Here is a 25,678-nt window from a genome sequence, read left to right as displayed (position 1 = left end):
TGGGGAAGCTTCATTAAAATACAACTTACTGAGCGTTCTGAAAGTACCGTACTTTCTGTCGCTAATTTAATAATAGCTTCTGCCAAAATATTCAAAATGAACCCTCGTATCATTAAATATTTTTGACCAATATCTTAAATAAGATACCGAGTGCGCGAAAATACAATACGCAGGCCGTTGCTATACATTTTCAGTAAAGCTATTGTATGCCTAACAACGCTCAGTCATGTTTTTTAAACCACAAGCGCACCAACAAGCCAAAGTCTCCAATATATAATAAGGTACTCTCGAAGAGACTAATTAAGGCCTGCGCATATTGCTGCTATTTTATCAATGATAAAAACTGACTACTTTTTAAAAAATTGCCCTCTTATACCCAGCGTAATTGGTAATTTTTAACAACGCAAACATAGCTTTCATAGGTTTTATAATCTTTTTAAGGCTCTTAAATTGGCTAAAAATCAAGCCGAAATTTACGCGAATTTTTAGTTGTTGCTTCTTAGGTTGGAATATTTTTGCCATAATTTGCCCATTTTTTTCAAATAACCTGTTTTAATTAACTCTTTTTTATCTTAAAATCGGCCTTGAATACGGCTTGGATTGTTAAACATTAAGGCTGATGTACGATGAGACACAATGAAATTGCGTTTCTGAGTTTAAGTGGTCGTAGTTTAAAGAAAAAAAGCGGCCTGGAATTTTTTTCGTTTTTTTTTATTTTTGTAGTGTTTATCGATTCTCTCGCTGCTTCTCCTGCTTCTCAAAAGCTTGCTGATATGCCTATTGATAAAGCTATCCGCGTTAAAGTTCACAACGGAGGGGAATATTGTTATGCTCCAGCCTTCGTGGATGGTGAAAGTTACGTTTACATCGATGACTGCGCTTCTCCCAATGTTCAATTTGCCCGATATGATGTTTTTCAGAGGGTAGCTTGGAAGGTTAAAAATGTTTGGTTATGTATGGCGGCTCCAGGCTCGGTTACAGGTATTGATGAGAAAGCGACAGCGAATTGGGGTTACATTACGCTCAGGCCTTGCGTCATCAACGATGCCAACCAGCGCTGGGTTATTAAAAATAATGCCTTTTATACAGCCGATGAAAAGTTTCGTGTGAAAGATTATAAGTGGTACGCTTATATCTCAAACAATGAAGAAGATTATTACGACCATACCTTAAGCCCCGCGATGGAGAAATGGATAAATACCATCGCAACTCCCGGTAATATGAGCTTCAAAACTTCCCTGGGTTGGAAGTTTAAGAGCGATATTGGTTTTTCTATGTATTACATTTCGGATGATGGCTCTAAATCTGAGGTCTTTAATCTTTACTATAACCCCGAAAATGGCCATATCGCTAGATATTTTCCTTCCTCCGGCTTACTTTCTTGCATGACTTCTCGGCAATCTTCTCACGAAGATTGGGACTGGGCCAAGTGGTCATTTTGCAACGATAATATTCCCGCTACGAAAGATAGCGGCTACTGGGATATTTCTCTTTTAGCTGGACGCGAGGGGCCAATTTTAGACCGTGGAGGTAATCTTTTAAGGGTTACTCAGTATGGCTCCAATTGGGGAACGCCTTATACGATGAGGCCCGATTATATCGAAAAAGATACAACAAATTCCCCCACATCTGAATTTGTTTTAGATTATGATATTGAGCGCTGGAACCGCTATGTTACAGCAAATTTAGAGGACGCCCTTCCTTACTGCCCAGCTCCGGGAAACAAGCAAAATATTTCCGAATCTAAACGGAGAGTAAAGCGGTCCCTCCCTCCTAATTTTCAATTCAACGAAGCATGGCGCAAGCGGCTTTATGCGATAGCGACCTCTACGTCTGATGTTACAGCTTCGGTGGGGATATGCGGCACCTGCCTTTTGCAAACTTATCAGATGATTGCGGAACTTCAAGAGAATTTTTCGGGTCCTCCCCGTTCAAGCGGAGGCTATTTCTTTGATACAGCCCCCAGTACTGACCCGATGATTTCGTTAAGAGAAAGGTTTGCTTCAATCCATAATGTTATGCAAAATGCTCCTCAATTTTATGGCGTTCCTTTGTCTCCAACAGAAACAAGTGACATGATTGCTGCGAGGATAGCATCTTCGACAACTCAGTCTGTTTTGCCCCGCTTCAGTTGGATGTTGTCGAATCTAGCAACAGATCGTAGTGCTATTTTGGATTCCATCAGAAGACTTCTTGACGCGCCTCCTGGGACAATATGGATTGGTTTAGTTAGCTATACTCTCCAAGGTGGTGGTACGGCCAGGCATGCACTTCCGATTTTGCGTTCTTCTAATGGACTTAAAGTGATTCCGACGAACACTATAATGAGCTTCTTCCAGTTTACCAACGAAGTTTCGGAAACAACTGATGCTAATCTTGTTATGTTGCGGCTTGCTCAGCGTACAAATGTAACCATTAACTCCTTTGCTACACTGCGCCTAGGCCCAGAGGAAGAGCAGCCTCTGAGTATTACACTCTCCCAAAGTAATTGTACCGGGGAAGGAGAAGATAGAAGGGGAAGTGGCCAATTACCGAGGAGCGCTTTAGTCAATCAGTGTGCAAGCGGGAGATGTTCTTTTTAAAGAAAGAAAATACAATGCTCGTGGTTTTTTCTAATTTTTCTTGAAAAAACTATGAGCGCTGTGTTCAGTTCGGTCGATGATCCTTTACTAAAAAGCCAGTTAAAAAATTTTAGCTGGCTTTCTTTTTAGTAAGGGGCCTAAATAGATATTTAAAATATATACATAGAGCCGCCGATCATAAAAATACCGTAAATTAGAATACAGTGACGTCGCGATTTAGGACTGTATTTTCATTAAAAAGAAAATGCGATCCTAAACTAAGGGAGCCGACCAAAATGTTTCACAATAGAATCTATGAAGAATGAGAAGGAAGTTAAAAACAGAATCGCAAAAAATGCAAAAGCAAAAACTTACTTTCACGTGACCTTTTAATTCAAACAGATTGTGGCGGAGAGGAAGAGATTCGAACTCTCGAGAGCCTTTTGGGCCCTACTCCCTTAGCAGGGGAGCGCCTTCGACCACTCGGCCACCTCTCCGAAGCGGTGCATAAACGGTATAAGCAAAAAGTTCAAGACATTTTCGATTTTTTTCAAAAATATCTGGGGTTTTGTTTTTTCATTCCCTCAAATTGAACACAAAATTAACGAATAAATTTGTAGCTTTTTTGCCACATTATCGCAAATAGTGCGTTGATGACCTCTAATGGATCCATTTCGTATTTGTATGTTTCACGGAGATTATTGTAGTTATTAGCGTTCTTAAATATCGGTATTCTACTCTGTTATCCTACAGGTGGTGCCTCTTTAAAAATATTAAATTTCCATTGGAGATTAGGTATGAATATTAAAACACTCCTTCTGAGCTCTACAGTGATTACTGTAGCAATTTCCGGGGCAAAAGCAGCTTCGGAAGGTACTGCGGAACCAAAACCTGTGAGGTATGTTCGCGTTTGCGATGCGTATGGTAAGGGATATTTTTATATCCCCGGAACAGAAACTTGTATACGTTTATCAGGAAATGTTCGTGCCGATCTCCTAGGTGGTAAGAACATCGACGCAGTAACTGATGCTGATTTGGAGGATCGTAAAAAAACCTATACTGCGGCCTCACGCTTAACCCTTGTTTTTCAGACTGCCTCTGAAACAGAATTAGGGACACTCCGCTCATATGCAAAAATCAGCTCGCAATGGAGTGAAGGAAAAGATAGTTACGGCGCTCGGCTCAATGCTGCTTATATTGAGCTTGGAGGGTTTCGTGTAGGTCTTGATAGCACAATTTTTGATGATTGGACCGGCGGTTATGGTCAAGTTATGAACGACGACAGCATAGCACCATCAGGTAATACACGCACAAATGTTATTGCCTATACCTTTAACGGCGATTCTGGTTTCTCGGCTATAATAGGAGCTGAATTAGGTAACGATTCGGGTCCTGCTCTTAAAACTAAAACAGGTAACAAAATCGATTATTACTACGTCGATAAAGCTGACAAAATCGACATCGTTCCTGATGATAAACTCCCGAGTAAGCGGATAAAGGGCTACGTACCTAATGTCCTCCTCGGTGTCAAATTTATGCAAGGATGGGGTGGCTTCTCAGCGATTTCTGCTTATGACGCCTATTACAGAAAATGGGCTGCTAAAGTGCGCGCGGACTTCAACTTCAATGATTATATCAATTTCTGGGTGATGGGCGGCTATAAAAATAATGTTGATTACTATACAGTGGATCAAGATAATGCATTGTCGCGGCAAAATACGACGATCTACGCAAACTGGGGGGGCGCATGGGCTGCTTGGGCTGGTGCTACTTACAAAATTAGTCCAAAAGCAAATTTCAATGCCCAAGTTTCTTATAGCGCTGTAAAAACCTTCGCAACTTCCGTCAATATTTCGTACACGCTCGTCCCAGGCTTTGTCATCACACCTGAATTGACCTACGTTTCTTGGGGAGATGATCGCACTTTTGCAGGCAAAAATGACTCCGGCCAGAGTTATAAATATGCTTTAAATGGAAAGAGCGCTGTACAAGCCATGATCCGTCTTCAGCGTTCATTTTAGTCCCTCAAAATTTACATTTGAAAAAAACCGGCGCCTAAGGCGTCGGTTTTTTTTGTTTTTTAAGTGCCCGTCGTCATCATAAAATATCGTCATCATAAAATATCCTACGATCCCACTGCGTAAAAAATAATGATAACAGAGTATAAGCAAATATATATCATAATATGAGAAACAACATCTCCACTAATATTAAAACTTTTATTAATTTCTTGAACTCATAGCAAAAAATATATTACCAAATAACTTAATTAAGTAAATTTATTCTCTAAATATATAGATAATTATTTGTAATATATGCGATTTGCTTGTTTTTATTTATTTCTCCTTTATCTTCACGACAAGTACTATCATAAATACTGATGCTAATAAGTCGGGTTTCATTCTTTATACTGAATATTATAACGTATAAGTCATCACTATATACTTTTTCCTCGTACCGCCGCTTTGAGAAGATTGCTTAAACAGTACAGGTTAACTGTTTGTAATGCTCCCTCTGTTCCTTCTAAAAAACCGATTCAAACTTATTAAGCGTACATCTTTATAATTGACAATGTGATTATTTAAGCTGATCATGACCATGCAAGTAAGATACTTTGATTGGGGTTGGGGTGTACATAAAGGCATTGTTAAAAATGCTTTTACCGGTTTTTTCAAAGTGGTATTTCCCGGACTTTATCAGACATTCGCCAGTGTAAGAATGGTAGAGTATGTAATCTGGTCAAAGCTCACGTAGTTCGTTAGTTGAGTGCGTCATCGTTAACCTTGCAATGTGTCTTTAAACTGCGAGCCTATAAGGAAAAAATTTGTGCAAAAAAATACTCCATCAGTTAGCTGCGGCCCTTTCCCCGATTCACGCAAAATTTATAGACAAAGTCTTCTCTTTTCTGATGTACGTGTGCCTTTCCGCGAGATTTCATTGACAGATGGCAGCGGTGAAAAACCTTTAAATGTTTACGACACGTCAGGGCCCTACACTGATGAAAATGTGCATATTGATATAACAAAAGGACTCCCTGCAATCAGCACGCCTTGGTTGTCCAAGCGTGCCGACACAGAATCTTACCCCGCGCGATTAGTTAAGCCGGAAGATAATGGTTTAACTAGAGACAAAAATCTCGCGCCATCTTTTGAACAAAAGCACCCAATTTTACGCGCAAAAAAAGGTAAAGCGGTCACGCAATTAGCCTACGCGCGCGCGGGTATTATTACTGAAGAAATGGAATATGTTACTATACGTGAAAACGGGGGATTAGTAACACAAGACCAGAAAAAAACAACATCAGGTGAAACATTCGGCGCGTCAATACCAGAAACTTACACTGCGGAATTTGTGCGCAATGAAATTGCTTGCGGGCGAGCTATTATTCCACAAAATATCAATCATTCAGAATGCGAACCGATGATTATTGGGCGTAATTTTCGTGTTAAAATCAATGCCAATATCGGCAATTCGGCAGTCAGCTCATCTATGGAAGAGGAAGTCGACAAAATGGTTTGGGCCATTCGCTGGGGCGCAGATACAGTTATGGATCTCTCAACAGGACGTAATATTCATAACATTCGTGAATGGATTATCCGAAATTCCCCGGTTCCTATCGGGACTGTTCCGATTTATCAAGCACTTGAAAAAGTGCATGGTATTGCCGAAAATTTAACATGGGACGTTTTCCGTGATACCCTCATTGAGCAAGCAGAACAAGGTGTTGATTATTTTACCATTCATGCAGGATTGAGATTGCCTTTCATTCCTCTGACTATTGACCGCGCAACAGGTATTGTATCACGAGGTGGTTCAATTATAGCTAAGTGGTGCCTGCATCACCATAAAGAGAGCTTTCTGTACGAACATTTTGATGAAATTTGTGACATTGCGCGCATGTATAATGTATCTCTTTCATTAGGTGATGGGTTGCGCCCTGGTTCTATTGCTGATGCGAATGATGAGGCCCAATTTGCTGAACTTGAAACTTTGGGACAATTAACAAAAATTGCATGGGAAAAAGATGTGCAGGTTATGATCGAGGGACCCGGCCATGTACCGATGCATAAAATTAAAGAAAATATGGAAAAACAATTAGAAATCTGCCACGAAGCGCCTTTTTATACCTTAGGCCCTCTCACAACTGATATCGCACCCGGATATGACCATATTACATCGGCAATCGGTGCTGCTATGATCGGTTGGTTTGGCACTGCCATGCTTTGTTATGTGACACCTAAAGAGCATCTAGGACTACCAGATAGAAATGACGTAAAAACTGGTGTTATCGCTTACAAAATCGCTGCCCATGCCGCTGATCTTGCCAAAGGTTTGCCGGGCGCACAATTGCGTGATAATGCCCTCTCTCGCGCGCGATTTGATTTCCGATGGCATGATCAATTTAATCTTTCTCTTGATCCGGACACTGCACGCGCTTTTCATGACGAAACAATGCCTAAAGAAGCGCACAAATTAGCGCATTTCTGCTCTATGTGCGGACCTAAATTTTGCTCGATGCGTATTTCTCACGACATCCGTAATGCAGCAGCAATGAAAACGATAAAAGACGAAGGTATGGCTGCCATGGCTAAACAATATCAAAAAAATGGTGATCTTTATATAAAGGTCACCTCCCCTGAAAAAGAAACACTGAACAATTGAAAAACATTCTTATCAAAGGTGCGGGCATAGGCGGTTTAACAGTTGCCTTTATGTTGCAACAAAAAGGTGCTGCTGTTACTGTGTCCGCCCCTCCTCGTTCCCCTATAGGAACTGCAAGTTGGTACGCAGGAGGTATGCTGGCACCTTATTGTGAAAGAGAAAGTGCTGAACAGATTATTGAAGATCTTGGTATACAGGCCATACAATGGTGGAGCGAGACATTTCCCGAAATTGTGACACACAAAGGGACTTTAGTTGTAGCGCCTGCACGCGATAAAATAGAACTTGAACGATTTTCGACACGCACACACAATCATAAAATTATAGATAGCGCGGAAATAGCTCATCTTGAGCCCGATCTTGCGGGACGTTTTGACTGTGCGCTTTTTTACGCAACTGAAGCACATATTGATCCCCGCACAGCACTTATTACTTTGAAAGAAGCCCTTATAAAAAATGGAGCGTATTTCGTTGATGTGGGAATATCCGAAAAAAACTTTGATATTGTTATTGATGCAACAGGAATAGCGCGTTCAGAAAAAGATAAAAATATACGGGGAGTACGCGGCGAAATGCTCTTGATGCGCAGTGTAGATGTTGAATTTTTTCGTCCAATTCGCCTGCTTCATCCGCGGTTTCCGCTCTATATAGTCCCCCGACAAAATAATATTTTTATGATTGGGGCAACAATGATTGAAAGTGATTCAAGCGGTCCAATTTCAGCAAGATCAATGATGGAATTACTTAATTCTAGCTATATTTTACACCCCGCTTTTGCTGAAGCGGAAATTCTCGAATCTGGTGTTGGTATACGCCCGTGTTATCCTGATAATTTACCCTGTGTCCATAAACACGGAAATCATATTTCTATTAATGGTTTTTATAGACATGGTTTCCTTTTGTCCCCAGAAATGGCAAAACGAGCAGTAAAATTGGCATTGGAATGAAACATGAAAATATCTGTCAATGGTGAAATATTACAAACAGAAGTAACTTATCTCAGTTCACTTCTTAAAGAATTAGGTTATGAAGGAAATTGGCTGGCGATCGCTGTCAATGCTGAAGTTGTTCCTTTGGATAAACGGAGTCAGTTTGTCTTACATGAAAGAGATAAAATTGAAATTCTAAGCCCAATGCAAGGAGGCTGAGATTATGTTAAATTTTTATGGCCGTGAATTTTCTTCCCGCCTTTTATTGGGTACAGCTCAATACCCATCACTGGCCGTTCTTCGTGATGCTATTCGTAAATCCGGTACGGAAATTGTCACAGTTTCACTGCGTCGAGAGACCGCAGGCGGGAAGCAAAGTGGACAATTTTGGCACTTTCTCAAAGAAATTGGTGTAACAGTGCTTCCCAACACAGCCGGTTGTTACACTGTCAAAGAAGCCGTCACTACTGCTCAACTGGCACGAGATCTCTTTAAAACCTCTTGGATTAAACTCGAAGTTATTGGTAATCCAGATACATTACAGCCAAATATTTTTTCCTTAGCTGAAGCAGCAAAAATTCTAAATAATGAAGGATTTCAGATTTTTGCCTATACAACCGACGACCTTATTGTGGCCGAAAAACTCTTTGAAATTGGCTGTCGCGTTATTATGCCCTGGTGTGCTCCTATTGGGTCTGCCAGAGGTCCCCGTGATCTCGACGGCTTGCGCTCTATTCGTGCTTACCTCCCTGACCTTACTCTTGTCATCGATGCAGGTATTGGACGTCCATCTCACGCCGCTACCGCCATGGAGATAGGATATGACGCAGTACTGCTCAATACCGCTGTCGCTAAAGCGAGTGACCCTATATTGATGGCTGAAGCATTCTCTAAGGCCATTCAAGCAGGACGTATGGGCTACAAAGCAGGAATGCTCGAAGCACGTAATGTAGCTGTACCTTCAACGCCAGTTATTGGGAGGGCGGTGTTTTCGTGAAACTTGACCCATTTTATCTCATTGTTGATAGTGCCAATTGGGTAGAACGTTTAGTCCCTATTGGGATCAAATTAGTACAATTACGCGTAAAAAACGAAAATACAGAAACAATAAGTAAGCATATAGAACGAGCAAAAAATATATGCGATAAATTTGGAGCGCAATTAATTATTAATGATCACTGGAAAATAGCAATCGATAAAAAATGCGACTTTATTCATCTTGGGCAGGAAGATCTGAGTCAAGCTGATATTCCTATGATCCGTAAAAATGGTATCAAATTTGGTCTTAGCACTCACGACGAACATGAATTGGACACCGCTTTATCTGCTCATCCGGAATATATTGCACTTGGTCCTATTTATCCTACGATCTTGAAAAAAATGAAATGGGCGCCGCAAGGATTAGAGAAAATTAAACAATGGAAAAAACAAATTGGTACCTTGCCTTTAGTTTGCATCGGCGGTTTAACTCCAGAACGTGCGGCTGATGTTTTGAAGGCGGGAGCTGATAGTGCCGCTGTTGTGACCGATATTATCTTACATAAAAAACCTGAAGATCGCACCCAACAGTGGATAAAGGCGACTAAAGCATGGCGTTAGTGCCTTCTATTCTTATCGTCGCAGGCACCGATCCCACAGGGGGTGCTGGTATTGTCCGGGACATAGAAACAGCGGCGCATTTTGAAATAAAAGCAAGTTTGGCAATCACCTCTGTTAATGTACAAGACAACAACCACGTAGCCGAAATTACGCCCATGAGCGGGAAATCCGTTAATGCGCAAATGAGGGTAGCTCTGAAAGCCAACCCAATCAGTGCGATAAAAATCGGCATGACGGGTACTCAAGAAATCATATCAGAAATCTGCGATGTACTAGAAGACTACAACCATATTCCTGTTGTGTTTGATCCTGTACTCGTTGCTTCATCAGGAGGAAAACTTACAACCGAAAAAATCATAGAGGTTATGATCACTAAATTGCTTCCCCATATTGATCTTCTGACACCTAATATGGGAGAGCTCGCTCTTCTCAGCCAAAGCCCTTTAGCTTCTAATCGTGAAGAAGCAATACAACAAGCAAAAAAACTCCTTTCGTTCGGTCCGCGCTATATACTTATAAAAGGCGGCCATACGAACGATACTCTTGCCACCGACAGCTTAATTGACAAAACTGAAATAATGAATATTTCTGCTTCACGTTTGAAAGGAACGATGCGCGGAACGGGTTGCATTCTTTCGAGTGCTATTGCGGCACGCTTAGCGTTAAATGAATCTATGACTGAGGCCGTCAAAAATGCGAAAGCGTATATCCACGCACTCCTTCTAAACCACCGTCAAAAAAAGCGTTAAACGTAATAGCCTGCCCCTTTTTATAAGATGTTCTGTCAATATTTTACGCAGAAAATCGGCAATAAATACGTCATAAAGCTTGAAGAATGGCCCCGCTTGGTTTATTCATCGACGGATCGATTTACGAACAAAGAAGTGCGATGCCTAAACAAATAGAATGTTCGATTCCGTACGAAGAACTGCTGAGCTTCTATAAAGAAAGTGGTGTGGATGCTGTACTTGTTGAGACACCCATTGATCACTTTAATGAATCTTCTCCTCTGAGGCAGCAATTAAAACAGGCGCGTAATAACATTACTCGCCCCAAACAAATACCTCCAACCGCAGCGCCATGTGACCGTCCACTCCATAATTTTAGTAACGCGCAGCCCGCATTTTCAGCCACAGAGATGGCAAAAAATGCTCGTACACTCGATGAATTAAAGTCTGCCCTCCTTGCTTTTGATGGCTGTTCACTGAAACTGACGGCCAAAAATACTTGTTTCGCGGATGGAACGGCGGGGAGCCCGCTTATGCTTATAGGAGAAGCGCCTGGACGAGAAGAAGATCTACAAGGGCTTCCATTCGTGGGAAAAGCGGGCATGCTTCTTAATAAAATACTGGCGTCGATCGGCTTAACAAGGCAGGATGTTTACATAGCCAACACCGTCCCCTGGCGTCCACCAGGAAATCGTACACCGACGCCGAGAGAGATCGCCTTATGCCGTCCCTTCATTGAACGGCACATTCAGTTGGCCGCGCCCTGCGTCCTTGTAGCATTAGGAGGTGTTGCAACGCAATTTCTCACAGGAACACAAAGCGGAATTATTCGCATAAGGGGAAAATGGCAAACTTACGAAGATAAAGATAACACTCAAATACCTGTTATGCCGACCTTTCACCCTGCTTATCTTTTACGAACACCTAGTCAAAAAAAGCTCACATGGGTAGATTTTTTAGAAGTAAAAAACCGTTTAGATAGCCTCCCGTGATTTCTTATCTCTTCCTTTTTCTAAAAATATAAATGCTACTCCAACCGTTTACACCCCCGAAATACAATTAGGAAAAAATTATGAAGCAACCAACAATTCCCGTTTACCGCTTAGAAGATTACCAACCGACACCCTACGCTATACCAAAAACACAACTTCACTTCTGTTTGAAACCAAGAGAAACTCGCGTTACAGCGACATTGTTTGTCAAAGCTCGTCAACATACTAAAGAGTTCACGCCTCTTGTGCTTTCTGGCGATGAGCTCAGATTAGTTTCCATCGCCATCAATGGAGAAAAATTGCCTGAAAATGCTTATAAAAGCACCCCTTCACATCTAGAAATTATAGCTCCGCCTACGGCCCCTTTCACACTGCAATTAGTCACAGAACTGAATCCCGAAAGTAACCGCCAACTCATGGGGCTTTATCTTTCCAATGGCGTCTATTGTACGCAGTGTGAAGCAGAGGGTTTCCGTCGTATCACTTACTTCTATGATCGTCCCGATGTTCTTTCTACCTATACAGTAAAAATTGAAGCAGATTCCCAAACGGCTCCTATCTTGCTTTCTAATGGAAACCTTGTTGAAACAGGAATTCTTGATAATGGCCATCATTTTGCTCTCTGGAAAGATCCTTATCCAAAACCATCTTATCTCTTTGCTTTAGTTGGCGGAAATCTTGACAAATTAGAAGATTATTTTACGACCGCTTCTGGACGCCGCGTCGAACTTGGCATCTATGTAGAAAAAGGAAAAACCGAGCGAGCACTCTACGCAATGGACGCACTTAAACGTTCTATGAGCTGGGATGAACAGTGTTTCGGGCGCGAATATGACCTTGATGTTTTCAACATTGTCGCTGTTTCTGACTTCAATATGGGGGCAATGGAAAACAAAGGTCTAAACATTTTCAATGATAAATATATCCTTGCAAATCCTGAAACAGCGACTGACCGTGATTACCGAAATATTGAACGCGTCATTGCACATGAATATTTCCACAATTGGACTGGCAATCGTATTACCTGCCGCGATTGGTTTCAGCTCTGTTTAAAAGAAGGACTAACTGTCTACCGTGACCAAGAATTTTCTTCAGACCAAAATGTGCGCAGCCTACAACGAATTGAGAATATACAAACACTGAAATCTACACAATTTGCCGAAGATGCCGGGCCACTCGCTCACCCTGTACGTCCTCGTCAATACAGCCAAATTAACAATTTTTATACTACAACCATCTACGAAAAAGGAGCAGAAATAATTCGTATGGTGCATACTATTTTAGGCCCTACTCTTTTTCGTAGAGGTATGGACCTCTACTTTCAGCGACATGATGGTCAAGCGTGCACTATTGAAGATTTTATCGCTTGTTTTTCCGAAGTTTCCGGTCAAGATTTTTCGCAATTCATGCTGTGGTACGAACAAGCAGGCACACCTAATGTGACAATTAATAGCCATTATAGTGATGGGGTTTTAACAATTTATGCAAAGCAACATATTCCAGAAACGCCGCAACAAAACAAAAAAAAGCCCATGCTCATCCCTATTGCTTTTGGTTTATTAGGGCACGAAGGGAAACAACTGACTTATGAAGCTGATGATGATATTCAATCAGGTATTATAATGCTCTCTGAAGAAACGCAAACCTTCAAATTAAGAGGACTGCACGAAAAGCCTGTTTTATCGCTACTCCGTGAATTTTCTGCTCCTGTCACCTTACAAGCCTCATTTAACGAAGAAGAACTTATTTTTCTTGCCAAAAATGATAATAACCAAGTCAATCGCTGGCAGTCTCTGAATAATTTAATAACGCAAGCTCTCATTCAAGTGGTCAAAGACGCGACACTGGAAAAAGCAGCTATGCCTCCCAATTTGTTGGAATTAATTGAGGTTACTCTTAACGACAAAAATCTTGAACCCGAATTTCGCGCATTTTGTTTGAGTTTGCCTAACGAAGTTGAACTTGCCCGTATAATCGGTGAAAATGTCGATCCAGATCGTATTCACCACGTGCGTAATCAATTTTTAGCTTCTATCGCACGTACTCATCAAGAGCTCTTAACAAAACTCTATGAACAAATGCAGGTCAAAGAGCCTTATTTACCCAATACTGTGCAAACTGGAAAGCGAGCATTGCGAAATATTATATTGGACTACCTTTCCATCGTTGAAGCAGTACCAGACCGTGCGGCTGCCCAATATGAAAGAGCTGATAATATGACTGACCGCATGGCTAGTATAACCGTTTTAGTACAGCGCTTTAACGAAACTGAACAAGCGCAAGATGCCTTAAATGATTTTGAAAACCGATATCAGAACGACCCATTGGTTATGGATAAATGGTTTGCAATTCAAGCGATGGTTGCAGGGGAAAAAACGCTCGGCCGTGTTCAAAAACTCATGGAACACCCCCTTTTTTCACAAGATAATCCTAACCGAGTACGTGCCTTAATTGGTACCTTTGCCGCCGGTAACCAAACGGGTTTTAATAGAGCTGACGGTGCAGCTTATCATTTTCTTTGTAAAATCATTTTGGGAATAGACGCAAAAAATTCACAGCTTGCTTCGCGGTTATTGACCATTATGCGCTCTTGGCGACAGTGGGAACCTGTCCGACAACAAAAACTTAAAACTGCATTACAAACCATCGCAAAAGCGCCAAACTTGTCGAGCGATGTAGCAGATATCATAAACCGGACACTTGCTTAAAAAATAGAAAAAACACCATCAGTGTGTTAAAACTTTATTTTAAAGCAACAAAAAATAACTATCCGGCGACAATAAGCCTATAAACAGGCAAACTCAGACTGTTTATAGGCCATATTAAGCCACTTTTTGTTTCTATAATTCGCGATCGTAGAAGCAAAATTGTTTGTTCTCGAAAAAAAGACTGGACAGAAGACTCTTGTTTTGATTCACTACGCCTGAGTAGGTTGTTATGAATACCGGGACGGTTTTTCAGTTACATTATTCATGATTAAAGGAACTAGGGATGGCTAAATTGGACGCGTATAACGCGCCAACGGAGGTGTGTGCCGATTCAAAATCAAGCGCTCATGGCCGCAAGACACGGACGGCGCACGTCAGTTTGCTTTCTGGTTTAACTTATCAAAAACTCTTATTCATTGAACCTTGGCTACGACGCTCTATTCCCTTTATCATTATTACATTTCTTATCGTATTGGCAACGATCCGTTTCGTCTCAATGCATGATTGGCACAACAAGATTGACAAAGATACGCGTTCTACAATTGCGCTTATAACCGCTCATATCACAAATACGATTGACGCAGCCAACCGTAGCCTTCCTGCCGCTAGCAAGCAAGGAAAACCCGCCGCCCTTTCTCATAATCATTTACAAAATATTCTTATTAATTTTCGTGATCAAGGTCTTGGCAATACTAACACTATTATTGCTATAGTAGACCAAAGTGGAAACGTCCTTGTCTCATCAAGTGCAGAGATCACTTCAGGAAAATCTTTACAAAATTTTACTCCTGAAAGCGCTGTTTTGCGAACTCTCGGGCAGCATATGGGGACTATGAAGGTTACAATAAAGGAGGAACCTGCACTAGCCTCGTTTAACCAAACAAAAAACGGCCAATATGGTGTATTTGTTGCGGAAACAAAACGTCATATCTACGCAGAATGGCGCAAGGTATTTTCATTAAACGTGACCTTATTCGTAGGGACTACTGGCATTATGATGGCCCTCCTATGCGCTTATTACAGTCAAGTGGCGCGGGCACGCAATATGGATCTTGTTTCAGAAAAAATTCAAAATCGTATTGACATGGCGATGATGCGTGGACGTTGCGGGCTGTTAGACTGGAATATGGCGAGTGGGCGGGTTTATTGGTCACGCGCGATGTACGAAATGCTCGGCTACATACCTCAAGATGCGCTGCTATCAATTTCTCAAATCACAGCTATCATCGATCCAACCGATGCCAATTTTTTTGATATTGCTCAAGAATTAATGAGCGGTGAAAAAAAATACGTCGACATTAACGTCCCTATGCGCCACGCCGATGGCCATTATGTATGGATGCGCATCCGCGCTGAAGTAACTGAAGAGGAGGAACCCCATCTGGTAGGTATTTCCTTCGATATCAGTGAACAACGTCAATTTGCTGAACAAACAGCGCAAGCTGATCTTCGTATCCGTGATGCTATCGAGAATATTTCAGAATCTTTCGTATTATGGGATCCAGAGGGACGCCTGGTTATGTCTAATAGCAAATTTTGTGAATACGCCTCTATCTCTCCAAAAATGCTGAAATCAGGTATCCAACGTGCAGCTGTTGAGGCCATGGCACGCCCTGCTATTAGTGAATACCCTCTAAAAGATGACGGTGCCGGTAACTCAACCAGTATTCGCCAAACGGCCGACGGCTGCTGGCTCAAAATTAATGAACGGCGCACCCAAGACGGGGGGCTCGTCTGCATCGGTACTGATATTTCTGAACTGAAGCAACAACAAGAAAAATTTGAGGACAGCGAAAGACGACTTTTTTCCTTCATTCAAGAGCTTAAACGTGCACGAGGAAATGCTCAGCAACGCGCCACAGAAGTTGAAAAGCTGAACGAGAGCCTGCAAGCAGAAAAAGAGCGAGCCGAAAGTGCTAATAAAGCTAAATCGGAATTTCTGGCCAATATGTCTCATGAATTACGCACTCCGCTTAACGCTATTCTTGGTTTTTCAGACATTATGTTGCAATCTACTTTTGGCCCCCTTGGCTCACAACGCTACAGAGAATACATGCAAGATATACATAATTCAGGCACTCATCTTTTGACTCTCATCAATGATATCCTTGATATGTCCAAAATTGAGGCCGGAAGATTCACCCTTGACTGTAAAAACGCCAATCTTGAGCCAATCATTAGCGAGGCAGTCCGCACACTCACGCCACAAGCACAAGAAAAAAAGGTCTCTGTCACGACTAATATCGCACCGAAGCTCCACGCTGAAGTTGATTGCCGTGCCATGAGACAAATTTTTCTTAATCTCATCTCTAACGCTGTTAAATTCACTCCCTCTGGTGGAAATATCGACGTTTGCGCCTTCCAAAAGGAAAGCAACCTTATTTTTAAAATTAAAGATACAGGAGTTGGTATCCCGCAATCAGCGATTAAAAAACTTGGACAACCTTTTGAACAAGTCGAAAATCAATTCACAAAAACTCATCCCGGTTCGGGTCTTGGACTGGCCATTTCCCGCTCTCTACTAGAATTACATAAAGGGAAACTCGAAATCACTTCCAAAGAAGCAAAAGGGACGACTGTAACCATCGTAATGCCAATTCGACGAAATTAAATTTCTTAACGAAGCTTCTTACACTTTATCAAAAATTCCCTATACGGCCCCTAAATGATAATGTTAACCTGCAGCACCTTTTACACCATACAATGAAAAAGAATGACGAGTGAAAACCGGCCGAGCACAGCGTATCGCTGACTACGCGAAAAGTCCCCCCCGTTGGATACCATCATTATAAATTATATTTCAAACACTGGTTAAAATTTGTAAGACGCACCAATGCGAAAATCATCCGTCTTGTACCCAATCTCTATTTTATCCTTCGAGAATTTCTTTTTACCAAAATCTGAATAACGGTATTCAGCACGCAAAATAATATTATCTGTCATTGCGTAATTCAAACCACCGCCAAGGGTATAACCAATCATCGTCTTTTTATCATCTTCTAAGTCATAAGATTGCGGATTTACATCTTTTTTTTCAACTGTCTCTGAGTAAATGCCGCGAAGCTGCGTGTAAGCGGCACCTGCAGCAATATAAGGCATAATACGGCCTACAGCAAAACCAACACGTATTCGCGCAGCACCAAACCATTTTTGCTCTAAAGTATAAGCGTCTGTTACAGTTTTTCCTTTATCATCCAAATCTGTGAAGAGAGTCTTTGTGCTCTTTTTATCAGACCACATCACATCCGTATCGATGCCCAGGACAAAACCACTGGTAAGAGCGATATTGGAACCCGCGTAAAGGCCCCCAGCAAACCCGGAAGGTTCAGGCGTTAATTTTTTATCAAGCTCAACCCATTTACTACTCGGACCCTCACCGTCTAAGTAATTTAGGACGGTTTTACTCGAAAAACCACTAAGCTGTCCACCGATATAAAAACCCGCCCAAGAAAAATCAGGGACAGAAACAATTTGTTTTGGATCCTCGAAAACTACGATATCTGCTGCTTGCGCTACAGAAGCTGAAAGTATAGCTAAAACGGGCACTGTCATTAAATGTTTTACAGTCATAAGTTTTTCTCTATAATCAATCGAGCGTGATATTATACTCACGCGCTTTTCCAAAAAAAACCCGCGGATATCGGTAGTACAGTCTAGATTGGAAGAGTCAAGTGAATTTTTTAATATTACGTCGCAAAAATTGCTTAAATTTATCGCAGAATCACCCGTTTGTACCTATTTTTGGCTGAAAATATTTCTATGACCCATGCCCACTCTTCAATAAAATATAAAATAGGTCGGATAGATTCGCCTAAACAAAAAAATTAATGGAACGACCCAACTTCCCTTTCAAAGATGGGTCTCATAATATAAATTCACGAAAGAAGCGGCTCTATTCAAAGATAAAGCCCCCTCAGCGGTTAAATTTAAAAACACATTAAAATTTGTAAGATGCACCAATGCGAAAATCATTGGTCTTATGGTGGATTTCAGTGCGGCCTTTCTCAAATTTCTTTTTTCCAAAATCTGAATAACGGTATTCTGCGCGCAAAATAATATCACCGGTCATCGCATAATCCAAACCACCGCCGAGGGTGTAACCAATCATCGTTCTTGTATTATCTTCAGAAAATATCGGACCTTCAACTTTTCTATCAAGCGTCTCTGAATAAATGCTCTTAAGTTGCGTATAAGCAATACCTCCAGCGATATAAGGCATAGCACGACCTAAAGCCATCCCTCCACGTACTCGTGTAGCACCAGACCACTTTTTCTTTAAAGTGTAAGCGTTTGTAACAGTCTCTTCACCACTTTTCCGACCCGTGAAAAAAGCTTTTTTCTGCTTTTTATTGGACCACATTATATCCGTATCGACACCCAGGATAAAACCATCATCGAAAGCAATATCAGAACCAGCATAAAAACCACCCACGAATCCCGAAAGTTTGGGGGTTGATTCTTTATCAAGCTGAACCCATTCGCGACCGGGGCTACGGTTGTCTAAGTGATTTAGAGCGGTTTTACTCGAAAAATTACCGATCTGTCCACCGATGTAAAAACCTGTCCAAGAAAAATTAGGAGCAAGAACAATCTCTTCATGATCCCCGAGAGCTGCGGCATTTGATGCTCGCGCCGCAGAAGATGAAAGCATAGCTAAAACAGACACTGTTACTAAATATCTTATAGTCATAAATCTCTCCCTATAACCGACTATGCAAGGCACTATACGCACCCTTCCCAAAAATCATAAACGCCGGCGGCGCGATCTTAGCTGAAAAAATTAAGCCAACTCAAGTTAATTTTTGAGTACCACCTTACAGAAGCTACTCTGCTCCGCTGTAAGGTCGTTCATTTTTTCTATTTTTAGCCAGAAATACTCCCATAGTTCACATTTGTATTATAACCGGAATACAAAATAGTGAAGTTGCTTGAAGAGATAAATTAGAGATACGGCTTCACCGTTTTTTTCTGAAAGCAATATTTTTACAGCGAAATTAAAGGAAAAGTCTTGCAATGAAAATCCATAAAAAAGGGCTCCGCATAAAGGCGGAGCTTCACCAGTAATTAAATTTTAAAGTACATTAAAATTTGTAAGACATACCAACGCGGAAATCATCGGCCCTGTAATGAATTTTAATGCGATCCTGTGCAAATTTCTTTTTTCCAAAATCTGAATAACGATATTCTGCACGCAAAATAATATTATCTGTCACCGCATAATCCAAACCACCGCCAAGGGTATAACCAACCATCGTCTTTTTATCATCTTCTAAGTTATAAGATTGCGGATTTACATCTTTTTTTTCAACTGTCTCTGAGTAAATGCCGTGAAGCTGCGTGTAAGCAACACCTCCGGCAATATAAGGCATGATACGACCAGTAACGAAACCGACACGTATCCGTGTTGCACCAGACCATTTTTGCTCTAAAGTATAATCAGTCGTAACAGTTTTTCCCCCACCTTTATCTTGACCACGAGCAGATCTTTCCACGTGAACAACCTCCATCAGCTGGTCATGCGACCCTTTGTCTTCGTCTGCACTTGAATCCGGGCCTGTGTCGAGCTCTTCATATGGACCTAAATTCAAACCTGAGCCTACACTTAACTCCTGGCCGTCGCCATTTTCATCACCATCTTCGCCCCAGTCTGTAAACAGAGTCTTTGTGTCCTTCTTATTAAACCACACTGCATCTGTATCGATGCCCAGGACCAAGCCATTACCGAGAGCAATATTAGAACCCGCGAAAAAACCGCCCGCGAATCCTGAAAGTTTAGGAGTTAATTCTTTATCAAGCTCAACCCATCTGCCACCGGGTACGTCATCATCTAAATAATTTAGGACGGTTTTGCCTGAAAAACAGCCGATTTGCCCGCCGATGTAAGAGCCTGTCCAAGAAAAATCAGGAACAGGGACGATCAGTGTTAAATTTTTAGGAGCCGCAACATCCGCTGCTTGTACCGCAGAAACTGAAAGCATAGCCAAAATGGGTACTGTCATTAAACATCTTGTAATCATAAAACTTCTCCCTGGTTTTAATCAAACATGGCCCTATGCATAATACTCTTCTAAACTTCTTCAAATATAAAATACTTTTTGGTTGGCTCAATAACAACAATATGTCACCTGATAATAAAGCTTTTTTACCGCTAAAAGTTTTCTTCAAGATTCATTTAAAAGAGAGAAAACTTAACACAGAGACGAAAAAACCGGTAAAATCGATATTTATGAGATACCAAAACTTTAATAATACACTGTTTATTTTTCTTTTTCACCGTAACACGCACCCTGCGCGCAAATATTTCTGCATTTATATTGACGTACAATATCGGGGAATATAAAGGGGAGATCCCCGTCAGATATTTCCGGATTCTCACCATGCTCATAAAGTAAATAAGGTCGACATCCGAGCCTGCAGTTAACTTACAAGTTTCAAGTTTATTCACCCACAGTGTGCCGACGCACTCCTCTTTGATGTAACTACAGCAACTAGAAAATTCTTTTTGAATCGCCGTAAATATTTTTGCAATCTCAAGATCCACAAGCACTGTGAGAGCAAAATCCGCTCTATTTCCTACAATTACGTCATTAAAAAGCCAAATCCCTGAAGGAGAACCTCGTGAAAAATTATTAAACGGATATTCTTCGTCTACTTGTTTGGTCGCACTGCAAGCCTCTAAAATTGCTGGCGTCATTTCTTGTTGAGGTTCCACGCGCTTCAATAAATTTAAGCAGCTTTATATATTAACCGCGGTATCCGCATAGTACAACAGATATCGCTTGCCTTTTCAAAACCTAGATAGCTTAATCTAATAAGCGTTTCCGGATCATCCTCTTTCACCTGTAAAAACAAAATTGCCCACCTCTAACTCAAATTTTTACTCAGATTTTGAAAGCACTGTATAATGTTTTTAAAAAATTTGAAATGTTTCTATCAAATCGCGTATAAAGCAACTACTTTCCTTATACCTCGTCAAATATACAATGCTGATAATTTGGGGAACGTCATCCGACAAAATATATTTTATTCATTTGCCAATATTTGAAAGAGATATTCGACGCTGCGGAAAAAAGCTTAGCTTTTTAAAAGAATATGTAAAGCAGCCCTATCTGTTGATACCAAAAGAGCAGATATTGGGCCTGATCAAAGCCGAAGATCAAGATGAAATAAGTAAAAACACTACCTAAATCAGCTAAGGTAATTAAAATATGTGCCTCTTTCTTTGCGCTCTAAAGTTAACATTAACAAAGCTTCATGGATAGATTCAGCCTCATTGATTAATCGTAATCTTCTATAACCCAGCTGGCTTTAATTCTATATTAACGTCCAACAAGGGACCAAAATAAGACGGATTGGCGATTAACACTCTGTGTAAAAAAGAGACATGGTCGTTACCCATTAATAAAATCAGACTGCTTTCTAACATATACGATACAAAAAACGGTGATTATAAATTTTCTTTCCCTGCTCATTCTTCAACATAATTTGGCCATCTAAAACCGCTCTCATTGAAGGGGGTGTGGGATAAAAAGCCCTATTTTAAAAAGCTTTTTTATACTCCCTCACGAAGGTAATTTATCTCCGTTTCTGTCTTATAGCATTGTCAATTCAAAAAAGGAGTAATTTAGCGCTAAAGTAGGGCAACGAAAAAAAATCAACTAGGGAAATGATAAAATAGCCCTGAGGCCGGGGTTCGCGTTTTCGAGTAAAAGTTCACCCCCGTGCAATTTCATAACGGCTTTTGCTATACTTAGCCCAATACCAAAGCCTGGTTGTGTTCGGCTTTCTTCGAGGCGAACAAACCGCTCCGTTACTTTTTCATACTTATCTTCTGCGATTCCTGGGCCATTATCGCTAATTACAATGAGCAAACATTCTGCGCGATATTCCATTGATAAGAACACCTCTGTCTTCCTTCCGCTTTGAGGCGCATATTTTATTGCATTATCAACGAGATTGAAAATAGATTGTGCGATAAGCTCTCGATTCAACCTGAGCTCTTTATCAAATGTACACCCTAACCGAAGCAAAATACCTGCTTCTTCCGCAAAAGGTTCATAAAATTCAACCGCATCTTCAAGAATCAGTTTTACGTTCATCGTTTCAAGATGCTCAATTGCACTGCTAGCTTCGATGCGTGAGATCATCAAAATAGCATTAAAAGTACGAATGAGTTGATCTGATTCAGCGATCACGTCGTTCAGCACCTGCCGGTACTCAGACTCCGTTTTTTTCCCCAAAAGTGCTTCTTCAACGCGGTTTCTCAAACGTGTTAACGGTGTTTTAAGATCGTGAGCAATATTATCAGACACTTGGCGCAAGCCGGTATTCAATTCTTCAATGTGATCTAACATGACATTAAGGTTAACCGATAATCTGTCAAACTCATCGCCTGCCCCAGAAATAGGTAAACGCCCGCTAAAGTCACCACTCATCAAATGCTGCGACGCAGCTGTCACCTGATCAATTCTCTGCAATGCCCGCCTTCCAACAAAAAACCATATTAATAAAGCGCCCCCAACCATCGCAGCTAAAGCAATCATCACAGCTTTACGAATAACTGCAGCGAAACGTTCAGGCTCATCCAAATCTCGTCCAACGAGGAGCTTCATGGCGTTTGGCAAATCAATAACAACTGCTAAAGCACGGCGTTCACTCATTTTGCCACGCTCCTCGAAACGAAAATACACAAAAGAATCAGAAAAAAAGCCACCGTTATTAAGAAGATCAAATTCAATGCGTGCAACATTGCCCGCTAAAATACGCCCTACTGGATCCATAACAAGATATAGGAAAGCTCCAGGCTGCCGTGAACGATGGTTAATAGTGCGCATCAATAAAGGTAATCCGCCATAATCATAAGCGCTTTCAATACTTTTTAGTTCTTCGCGCAAAGCCTGCTCGGTTTGCTCTGTCAACAATGAAACGGAAAATGCTGTAACATAAATAGAGAGCCCCATTGCGACTAGTCCAAACAATAGGATATACAATGCAGAAAGTCTCAACGCTGTCGTGCGCATTAAATTGATTAAACGGTTCATATCTCTCTATCTGGCACTTTCAGCATATATCCAGCACCGCGTACCGTATGTAAAAGTGGAATATCAAAATCTTTTTCAATTTTAGCCCTCAAACGAGATATATGGACGTCAATTACATTAGTCTGTGGATCAAAATGGTAGTCCCAGACATTTTCCAAGAGCATTGTACGTGTGACAACCTGGCCAGCATACCGCATTAAATATTCAAGTAAACGAAACTCGCGTGGCTGCAACATAATATTCATTTCACCACGTTTCACTGTATGTGCTAATCGATCAAGCTCAAGATTGCCTACACGATAAATAGTTTCTGTCACTTTAGGATTTTTTCTCCGTTGCAAAACTTCAACACGGGCGAGAAGTTCAGAAAAAGCATAAGGCTTTGTCAAATAATCATCACCCCCCGCACGCAAACCCGTCACACGGTCATCAACCTGCCCCAAAGCTGAAAGAATAAGGACTGGGGATTCATTGCCTTTTGCACGCAATTCAGAAACAACCGAAAGACCATCACGATGTGGCAACATACGGTCAACGATTATAACATCGTAGCTCCTCGTTTCAGCCAAAGCATAACCAGTATCCCCGTCACGAGCAACATCAGCTGTGTGTCCCGCTTCCAAAAAAGCTTTTTCGAGATAACGCCCTGTCTCACAATCATCCTCAATAATGAGTACCTTCATACAATATATCTCCATTATTTCATCGGATGGTCAGGGGACAAAAAATTTACCAAATTTTCGTCCCACTATTAACAAAATGCTATTTTTTGATAATTGAAAGAGCAACAAAACGGCTCTGACCATTTGTCCGCACTTGCAATAATATCGCGTTTCGCTTCAAATTTTGCGCGTTCTTAATTGTATCGGTGATATCGGAAACCTTTTTAACAGATTTATTATTAACCGTCACAATTACATCGCCCGGGCGGATCCCTTTATCACCTGCCTCTGATTCTGGATCTACATCGGTTACAACTAGTCCTATATCGTCATCTGAGGGAGCTAAAATTAAGCCATAATCAGCCAGAATTTCATTCGGGTCATTTTGCTCACTTGAAGATTTTTGACCTTCTTTTTTATCCTCATTAGCCGGCATTGAATCGAGTTTGACTTTAATAGTTTCCTCCTTACCAGATCTCCAAATATTTAAAATTACCGTTTCTCCTGGTTTAATATTTGCGATACGTCTTGCCAAATCTCGTGCATCAGCAATTTTATCACCATTTACCGCGATAATTACGTCGCCTGTCTTAACACCGGCCTTTTCTGCAGGTCCTTTTAATGGATCAGTGACCAAAGCGCCTTTAGGCTCTTTTAAGCCAATTGAATCAGAAATTTCCTTCGTCACTGGCTGAATTTGAACACCGAGCCAACCGCGCTGGACTGAACCTTTTTCTATAAGCTGACTCACAACCTGTTTCGCTGTTGTCGCGGGAATAGCAAAAGCAATCCCAACATTTCCGCCCCCACCAGAAGGGGAAAAAATTGCCGTATTAATTCCAACAACCTGCCCATTAAGATTGAAAGTTGGACCACCAGAATTACCGCGATTAACGGCAGCGTCAATTTGGATAAAATCGTCATAAACGCCAGCTCCAATATCACGCCCACGCGCTGAAACAATACCAGCGGTTACAGTTCCACCGAGACCAAACGGATTGCCGACAGCAACAACCCAATCGCCGACACGGAGTTTTGAATCGTCGGCAAAATCAACATATGAAAACGTCCGTTTATCGTCCACTTTTAGTACTGCAAGATCAGTTCGCGGATCAGCTCCAATGAGTTTTGCTTCAAGCTCTGTGCCATCATCAAGAACAACTGAATAGCTTGTTCCGTCAGAAATCACGTGATTATTTGTCACAATATAACCATCAGAGGAGATAAAAAAGCCAGATCCAAATCCTATGGGATGCAGCCTGCGTGAACGGCGTTGAAGTTTACGATCAGGCCGACTACGATCATAAAACTCCCGAAATAATTTTTTCAAAGGGTGTTGATCTGGCAATTGATCAAATCCCGGAGCTTCAAAAAAATCACTAAAAAACCATTCCTTTTTTTTCCTCTCATTACTCTTCACCTGCACAGAAACAACGGCGAGTTTCACTCGGGAAACAATATCTGCAAATCCTTGTTGTTGTACTGATGGAACAAACACGGGCTTTGCATCAACTTCCATCGCCCACAAACTTGATTCACTGAAAAACACTGTACTCGCTAAAGCGGCAGAAAAACCTATAGCCGTCAATGTCGTACGGAAATTTAGTTTGATCATTTTGTATGCTCCTATTCAGTAATATTTCACCATTAGCGGAATTGATAATAAAATATCAGACCTTGCCGTTTTCTGTCTAAATTGTTAAATTTTTGTAAGCTTAAACAAACGAGCAGCGGACAGTAATTAGCAATTATAAATAGAACTTAATCATTAATTTAAACTCATACAGTTTCTTTTT

18 protein-coding genes and 1 tRNA gene are annotated in these 25,678 nt (G+C 41.1%); 11 read left to right on the top strand and 8 right to left on the bottom strand.

What is annotated here, in order from left to right:
* The first annotated feature begins 626 nt into the window (after positions 1-626).
* Positions 627-2,582, top strand: a complete 1,956-nt coding sequence (locus tag BANH1_RS02180) for a DUF1561 family protein (RefSeq protein WP_015397800.1) — start codon at positions 627-629, stop codon at positions 2,580-2,582.
* 385 nt (positions 2,583-2,967) lie between these two features.
* Here the strand turns inward: BANH1_RS02180 and BANH1_RS02175 are convergent.
* Positions 2,968-3,058 (bottom strand) — tRNA-Ser (locus tag BANH1_RS02175).
* A gap of 300 nt (positions 3,059-3,358) precedes the next feature.
* Between BANH1_RS02175 and BANH1_RS02170 the strand changes: the two genes are divergently transcribed.
* The 10 genes from BANH1_RS02170 to BANH1_RS02125 all read left to right on the top strand — a co-directional run bounded on the left by BANH1_RS02170 (position 3,359) and on the right by BANH1_RS02125 (position 16,790).
* The gene (locus BANH1_RS02170) at positions 3,359-4,582 is read left to right on the top strand and encodes a porin (RefSeq protein WP_015397799.1); all 1,224 of its coding nucleotides are present in this window, start codon (positions 3,359-3,361) and stop codon (positions 4,580-4,582) included.
* Between the two features lie 805 nt (positions 4,583-5,387).
* Entirely contained in the window at positions 5,388-7,223 is a 1,836-nt protein-coding gene (gene thiC / locus BANH1_RS02165; protein ID WP_015397798.1) for a phosphomethylpyrimidine synthase ThiC, read from the top strand.
* Positions 7,220-8,170 (top strand): FAD-dependent oxidoreductase, encoded by a 951-nt coding sequence (locus BANH1_RS02160; protein WP_015397797.1) that lies wholly within the window; start codon positions 7,220-7,222, stop codon positions 8,168-8,170. The genes thiC and BANH1_RS02160 overlap by 4 nt, the downstream gene beginning before the upstream one ends.
* A gap of 3 nt (positions 8,171-8,173) precedes the next feature.
* Positions 8,174-8,371 (top strand): sulfur carrier protein ThiS, encoded by a 198-nt coding sequence (thiS, locus tag BANH1_RS02155; RefSeq protein WP_015397796.1) that lies wholly within the window; start codon positions 8,174-8,176, stop codon positions 8,369-8,371.
* A 4-nt stretch (positions 8,372-8,375) separates the two neighbouring features.
* Positions 8,376-9,149, top strand: a complete 774-nt coding sequence (locus tag BANH1_RS02150) for a thiazole synthase (protein WP_015397795.1) — start codon at positions 8,376-8,378, stop codon at positions 9,147-9,149.
* On the top strand, positions 9,146-9,751 hold the full coding sequence (locus BANH1_RS02145) for a thiamine phosphate synthase (RefSeq protein ID WP_015397794.1): 606 nt from the start codon (positions 9,146-9,148) through the stop codon (positions 9,749-9,751). The genes BANH1_RS02150 and BANH1_RS02145 overlap by 4 nt, the downstream gene beginning before the upstream one ends.
* Positions 9,742-10,500 carry a hydroxymethylpyrimidine/phosphomethylpyrimidine kinase gene (locus BANH1_RS02140; protein WP_015397793.1) on the top strand — a complete coding sequence of 253 codons (759 nt, stop codon included), beginning with the start codon at positions 9,742-9,744 and terminating at the stop codon, positions 10,498-10,500. The genes BANH1_RS02145 and BANH1_RS02140 overlap by 10 nt, the downstream gene beginning before the upstream one ends.
* A gap of 140 nt (positions 10,501-10,640) precedes the next feature.
* Positions 10,641-11,471 (top strand): uracil-DNA glycosylase, encoded by an 831-nt coding sequence (locus tag BANH1_RS02135; protein ID WP_015397792.1) that lies wholly within the window; start codon positions 10,641-10,643, stop codon positions 11,469-11,471.
* Positions 11,472-11,551: 80 nt separating this feature from the next.
* Positions 11,552-14,179 carry an aminopeptidase N gene (gene pepN / locus BANH1_RS02130; RefSeq protein WP_015397791.1) on the top strand — a complete coding sequence of 876 codons (2,628 nt, stop codon included), beginning with the start codon at positions 11,552-11,554 and terminating at the stop codon, positions 14,177-14,179.
* A gap of 283 nt (positions 14,180-14,462) precedes the next feature.
* On the top strand, positions 14,463-16,790 hold the full coding sequence (locus BANH1_RS02125; protein ID WP_015397790.1) for a PAS domain-containing sensor histidine kinase: 2,328 nt from the start codon (positions 14,463-14,465) through the stop codon (positions 16,788-16,790).
* A 200-nt stretch (positions 16,791-16,990) separates the two neighbouring features.
* Here the strand turns inward: BANH1_RS02125 and BANH1_RS02120 are convergent, their stop codons facing one another.
* From BANH1_RS02120 to BANH1_RS02085, 7 genes are all read right to left on the bottom strand, one after another.
* Positions 16,991-17,749, bottom strand: coding sequence for an outer membrane protein (locus BANH1_RS02120; RefSeq protein ID WP_015397789.1), 759 nt, complete (start codon positions 17,747-17,749; stop codon positions 16,991-16,993).
* Between the two features lie 367 nt (positions 17,750-18,116).
* The gene (locus BANH1_RS02115; RefSeq protein WP_015397788.1) at positions 18,117-18,869 is read right to left on the bottom strand and encodes an outer membrane protein; all 753 of its coding nucleotides are present in this window, start codon (positions 18,867-18,869) and stop codon (positions 18,117-18,119) included.
* Positions 18,870-19,260: 391 nt separating this feature from the next.
* A complete protein-coding gene (locus BANH1_RS02110) occupies positions 19,261-20,196 on the bottom strand; it encodes an outer membrane protein (protein WP_015397787.1) in 936 nt (311 codons plus the stop codon).
* Positions 20,197-20,351: 155 nt separating this feature from the next.
* Positions 20,352-20,873 carry a hypothetical protein gene (locus BANH1_RS02105; protein WP_144050534.1) on the bottom strand — a complete coding sequence of 174 codons (522 nt, stop codon included), beginning with the start codon at positions 20,871-20,873 and terminating at the stop codon, positions 20,352-20,354.
* Between the two features lie 964 nt (positions 20,874-21,837).
* Positions 21,838-23,220 carry a sensor histidine kinase gene (locus tag BANH1_RS02095; protein ID WP_015397786.1) on the bottom strand — a complete coding sequence of 461 codons (1,383 nt, stop codon included), beginning with the start codon at positions 23,218-23,220 and terminating at the stop codon, positions 21,838-21,840.
* A complete protein-coding gene (locus BANH1_RS02090) occupies positions 23,217-23,903 on the bottom strand; it encodes a response regulator transcription factor (RefSeq protein WP_015397785.1) in 687 nt (228 codons plus the stop codon). The genes BANH1_RS02095 and BANH1_RS02090 overlap by 4 nt, the downstream gene beginning before the upstream one ends.
* A 79-nt stretch (positions 23,904-23,982) precedes the next feature.
* Positions 23,983-25,497: a Do family serine endopeptidase gene (locus BANH1_RS02085; protein ID WP_015397784.1), complete on the bottom strand. Its 1,515-nt coding sequence runs from the start codon at positions 25,495-25,497 to the stop codon at positions 23,983-23,985.
* Positions 25,498-25,678 lie beyond the last annotated feature (181 nt).

The organism is Bartonella australis AUST/NH1 (assembly GCF_000341355.1).
In the GTDB taxonomy this organism is placed as follows: Bacteria; Pseudomonadota; Alphaproteobacteria; order Rhizobiales; family Rhizobiaceae; genus Bartonella; species Bartonella australis.
This window is presented reverse-complemented; position numbering and strand designations above follow the sequence as displayed.